This is a genomic window from Bradyrhizobium sp. (genome assembly GCF_049581145.1).
In the GTDB taxonomy this organism is placed as follows: Bacteria; Pseudomonadota; Alphaproteobacteria; order Rhizobiales; family Xanthobacteraceae; genus Bradyrhizobium.
The window spans coordinates 1-5,403 of sequence record NZ_JBAURI010000659.1; the positions used below are offsets into that span (position 1 = coordinate 1).

The 5,403-nt window shown below is 63.0% G+C and carries 4 protein-coding genes; all 4 read right to left on the minus strand.

The features are described 5' to 3' along the window. Window positions 1–2,094: HAD-IIIC family phosphatase (locus WCB02_RS21620; RefSeq protein ID WP_423961257.1), on the minus strand; the 2,094-nt coding region annotated here is incomplete at its 3' end. A gap of 76 nt (window positions 2,095–2,170) precedes the next feature. Beyond that, entirely contained in the window at window positions 2,171–3,331 is a 1,161-nt protein-coding gene (locus tag WCB02_RS21625) for a 2OG-Fe(II) oxygenase (protein WP_423961259.1), read from the minus strand. Window positions 3,332–3,550: 219 nt separating this feature from the next. Beyond that, window positions 3,551–3,916: a flagellar biosynthesis regulator FlaF gene (gene flaF, locus WCB02_RS21630; protein WP_423961260.1), complete on the minus strand. Its 366-nt coding sequence runs from the start codon at window positions 3,914–3,916 to the stop codon at window positions 3,551–3,553. A gap of 207 nt (window positions 3,917–4,123) precedes the next feature. Continuing rightward, on the minus strand, window positions 4,124–5,403 hold a 1,280-nt coding region (locus tag WCB02_RS21635; RefSeq protein ID WP_423961262.1), incomplete at its 5' end, for a flagellin.

Below are 5,403 nucleotides of genomic sequence, written 5' to 3' on the forward strand. Positions count from 1 at the left end.
CCCAAAACCGTTATCGCGATAGATATTCCGCACCGGGATGTTCCGCGCGGTCGGAATGATTTTGGCCGACAGCCGATGCGCGCCGCTGACTGCCAGGATGTGCCGGACAAATTCATGCTCGATTCCCAGGCCCAGCACGCGGCAGCTCATGACGAGGCCGGTGATCTCGGCCGCCTCGATGACGGCGGCGCCGACCAGACCGTGATCGGCGAACCGGTCGGACACGTCGAGCGCGAAGACCTGCGCATCGTCCGCCTGAGCAAGCCTCCTGAGCTCCGGCGCCGTGAACAAACGACCGGTCGCGTTGAACTGGGTGGTGCGGCGGAACAGTTCCTCGATGCGATCGAACTTCGCATCAAACTTGGCTTTGGAGTCGGTATCGACCCTCAGACGCTCGATGCGCGTCTGGATTTGCAATGAGGCGATATAGCTCGGTTCATCGGCCGCTTCGGCCTGCAGGCGCCGGCGTCCCAATTGGGCCTTCACCAGCTCGGTGCGCCGCGCGGATTCGTCCGTGACATGTGCGACCTGCAGTCGGGAATCCGTCAGCAGCGCCCGGCGCAAGCCGAGCAGGTCCTCGCCCCACACCTCGACCTCGGGCAGGAAGCGCCGAACGCGCTCGCGCTCGACCGGATTATCGTCGACGAAGATAAAGCTGTCGCGTGCAAAGCCGAGTTCCTCGGCGATCGAGCGGATATTGTCGGCCTTGTCGTTCCAGTTGATGCGATGGGTGACGAAATCGTCCAGCGTCAACAGCCGCTCGCGCGGATAGGAATCGGGATACTTCCACAGGTCGCGCACGACCGTTTCATCGTTCTTGCTGACGCAGGCGAGCACGATCCCGCGCTTCTTCAGGCACAGCAGCGCCTCGTGCAAGCCGAAATAGAGTCCGATGAAGGAGAACACGCCGCTGATCGAGGGCTGCCACGCGAACGGCGCGCCGGTTTCGGCCAGCACGCCAGGCCAAAGCGTATTGTCGAGATCGACGATCACACACTTCTTGCGCCCGAGGCCCAACGCGGCGAACAGGGTGTCGACATGGGTGCGCGCCACCACGGCTTCGCGGCGGTAAGGATCGCCATGGACCAGCCCGATCAGGCTCTCCATCTCGGGCAGCAGGTCGTACACCGCGGCCTTTTCGCTGTCCGCACGCTGCAGCATCCACCCCGGAGAGCCCATATGGGTGAAGCCGACCTGCCAGTCGTCGATCAACGGGATGCCGCCCTCCGCCGCCAGCGCGGCGGCGACGTCGACGACGTGAACGTCGGGGACGAGGTCGGCAAGCTCGGCCAGCGCGACGTTGGCGGAGCGGAAACGCGTGCGGTGGCCGAGGCGGCCGCGCTCGGCGATGCCCAGCGGCTGAACCGTCGGTTCGGGCAGATTGTCGATCAGGATCGGCGCGGAGGTTTTTTCGCGCAACCGCAACAGCGTGTCCCTTGCCTGCGCGATATAGATCTCGTGCGGCTCTCCACCCGGCATCGGCGCCATGGTGATGAAATGCCGCGCATGCAGCGCGCCGATCAGGACGGCGTCGTGCCTGTGTTCTGCGGCGAACGCGAAATCGTCCGGCGACGTTGCCGCCACCCTGAGATCGTAGCCGCGGCGGTCGGCCTCGCGGCGGAGAAAATCGGCCTCCATGTGGACATCGCAGTCGCCAAACAGGATGAGGTCGAGCCGGGGTCTTGCGACGCCGACCTCCCCGATCGTCTGCGATGTCTTGACGGACCAATAGTCCCTGGTCCCCTCCTTCAATTCGCGTCGATAGCGATCCAGCAGTTCTTCCGGATCGCGACCATGGGTGGGCGCGAGCTTTTGGGCCAGTCCGGCAAGCTCCTCCTCGCCGCTGTTCTCGGTCAACAGGTCGCGCTCACGCAGCGCGTTGACCGTGGCGGCAACGATTTCGTCTTCGTAAGGAAGCAGCGTCCTGAGCTCGGCGAACGCCGCGGGAAACTCGCGCCATTCCGAGAAATAGCTGATCAGGCGCGCGAGTTCGTCGTCGACCTTGAGCCGCAACTGGCTGATCGCATGAACCAGAAGGACGCTGTTCGGCGCCAGCGGGATCTGATGGACGAAGCTGGATCTGCGCAGTCGCATAGCCAAGACTCGATCGGGATGTTCTCGTTGTCGCACTCTTTCGTACTTGGCCCGCGGCGAAGGCGGCCTTCGCGAGCTAGGCGGCGGCGTCCGCGCCTTGCGTTTCGCGCCGGGCCTGTTCGGGAAACAGGCGATCCTGGTCTCCGAGATAGTGCGCTTCGCCGGCATGCAGGCGCGCGTTGTTCTGCTCGCGCTTCTTTGCGTCGTCTTCGCCGTAGAGGAAGGCCAGGAAGGCGTAGCGCTTGCCGCTGGTCACGGGCATCACCTGATGCAGCGCGCCGCATGAGAACACCACGGCGCCGCCGACCGGAGGACGATAGAGCTTCCGCCCGAACTCCGCGAACATCACGTCGCCGCCGGCGAAATCGCTGTTGAGGTTGATCGAGAGGGCAAAACGGCGATGTTGGGCGCCGACATTGACATTGTCGCGGTGGCGGAAAAAGTGACCGCCGACTTCGCTGTCATAGCAGGCGACGATATAGCGATCCATTCGCGTGGCCTGGAACTGGAAATAGCGCTCGATCTCGGGTACCAGCCGGCGAACGACGTGCTCGCGCACGAGATTGCGGACCTCGGGCACCACCACGCCGACATCGCTGCGCCGCTTGAACCTGAAATCCGACAGCGTCGTGGTCTTGCCGTCGATGTCGAACTGGAAGCCGGACTCCGTGCCGCCCAGTTCGGTGTAGAACTGCATCAGAAAATCGCACAGCTCGAAGCTGAACACGCGCGGCACGATCAGGGCCGGGGCGGACATCGGAACCCCGGCGGAATCCTCCACCGATGGCAGATTGCACAGCACGTTGCACACCGTTTCGGCGTGACCCTGCGGTAAGTCCCAGGCGATGTCGGCGATCGCCCGCAGCATCGGGTCGAGCACCACCGTTCTTGGCATTTCGACCGCACCAAACATGCGGCTGATCGCTCCGTCATAGTCGGCGATGAAGAACAGCGCCGGACTGCTGATGGCGGCGAGTGCCGCGATATCCTCGGGCGGCTCGGTGACGACGCAGCCCACCACCAGGTGGTCCTCGACAAAGCGGTCAGCCTGCCCCAATAGCTTGGTCAGTTCCTGCATCGCCCTCGGATTGGTCAGCGAGCCGAGGAAGCTCAGGGCCACCCACCGGCCGGCGCTCACATGCAAATCGAACTGTCCACCCGTCATCAGCTGAGCGCTGAACCACGGCACATGTTCACCCAACACGACGCGATTCTGCACGGATAGATCTTCAGTCATGACTGATGCCCGGTTTCCAATAGAGAGCCTCGGGAACTTGCGCATTTTATGCTTAAAAATGACTTAATCCGGCAAACGACCCGGAGCGTGGACCCCGACAATTCCTTCGGTGGTCAACAAAATCTTTGCAGGGGTCCAATCAGTTGTCGGCGCTGCAGCCGGCCGTGGTTCGGCCTCCAGCAAAGTTTTCCGACAACGATGCGGTTGTTGTTGACCGCGTCAGGGGCGGCCGGCGAGCCCGGCTGCGATATTGCAATTGATGTCGATCAGCGACTTGAGCTTCTCCGGCGCGGGATCGAGCTGGATTTCGATGGTCCGGGTCAGGACGAACAAGCCGATATTGGCGATCTTCTGACGCACCTCGAGCGCATGCGGATTGCCGTTGTGCTCGGCTTCGGTCAGAAAGATCGACCACAATCTTCGATTAAACAGAAGCGCGTTGTGCATCTTCTTGTCGGGACCGTTCCAGTTGGTCTGGACTTCCTGAAGCTGTCGTGCCGCTTTCAGCAGGGCCTGCGCTTCGATTTCCCGGGGAGTTGCCGTTGTTTGCGACGTACGTGCATAGGCTTGAGCGGCATGAGACATCCAGAACCCCGGAACTTTACGCTGACACGGCGAAATTGCCTGGTTTTTGTACGCGGTTGCCTTTAAAATATGGTTAGTGGCCGTTACGGTATTTGTTGGGATCGCGACCGGCGTTTTTTGCGCTTCCCCGAATGGAAAACGGCGGGATTTTCTCCGCCGTTTTCCGAAGTCTCTTGCTCTTGAGCCTGCTGGATTGTTCGCGCGATATCAGCGCAGGAGCTGCAGCACGCTCGACTGCGACTGGTTGGCGAGCGCCAGCGCGGAGACTGCGATCGATTGCCGGGTCGACAGCGCCTGGCTGTTGGCCGCTTCCTCGTTGGTGTCGGCCAGTGTCAGATTCGACGCCCCGGTCTGCAGCACGTTGATCAGACTCTTGGAGAAGTCCTGGCGGATCTCGACGATCGACAGGTTCGACCCAAGGGCGGAGGCTTCGGAGCGCAGCGTGGTCGAGGCGGTGTCCAGCGACGCGAGCACCTTGTTGGCCGAATTGCTGTCCAGGAAATCGGTGCCTTGGGTCAGGGACGCAAGCCCAAGGCCGGCATCGTTGAAGGTCACGCCCTGGATGCTCAGGGTGGAGCGTCCGGTCTCGTCGAACACCAGCTTCAGCGTATCGCCGTTCAACAGGTTGACGCCGTTGAAGGAAGAGTCCTGAGCCGTCGTGTTGATCTGCGCCAGCACGTTGTTGTACTGTTCGACCAGACTGGCGCGGGTGGACTGCGAATCGGGATCCGCGACCGGAGGCGGCGCGACCTGGCCAGCGAAGGCCTGGCCGGTGCCCGCGGCCGTGCCGGACAGCGTACCGATCGTCGAGGAAGCCGCGTCGTTGCTCGTGACGATACTGATGACACCGGTGGTGCTGATACTGGCCTGCAGATTGTTGGCGGCCAATGCCGTGTTGAGCCCATTGAGGGTCGATATCTCGCCAGGGCCGGTGCCGAAAGTGATGTTGGTCGGCGTCCCGCCGCCGGTCGCAGCAATCGACAGCGTCTGCCCGCTCAGCGCCGGAGGGCCGACAGGGGTGGTGGCGGCGGTGAGACCAAGCTTGGCGAGCGCGGTGCCGCTCAGCGTCAGGGCCTGGTTGACGCCGCTATTGAGCACGATCTTGCCGCCGGAGACCGCAGAGGCCGTGGTCGTGCCGGTCACGGCGTCGATCGCCGCGAGCAGATCCGACACATTGTCGCCGATGCCGATATTGGTGCCGGCGCTGCTCGTGCCGGCCACGAATTTGAAGGTCACGCCGTCCACGGTCAGCGTGTCGCTGGTGGTCAGGGCGCTGGCGAGGTCGTTGGACGTGCTGGACCCGGTGCCCGACAACAGCGTCGAACCGCTGATTGCGGCCGGGGTGCTGTTGTCGTTGTTCACGGCGGTGCCGGTGACCGCCACATTGGTATTGTTGCCGAGCAGATTCTGCGCCGTCGCGCCGGGGATCGCCGTGCTCGACACGGTCGATTTGGTGTCGTAGCCGGTCGGGCTCTGCAGCACCTGGT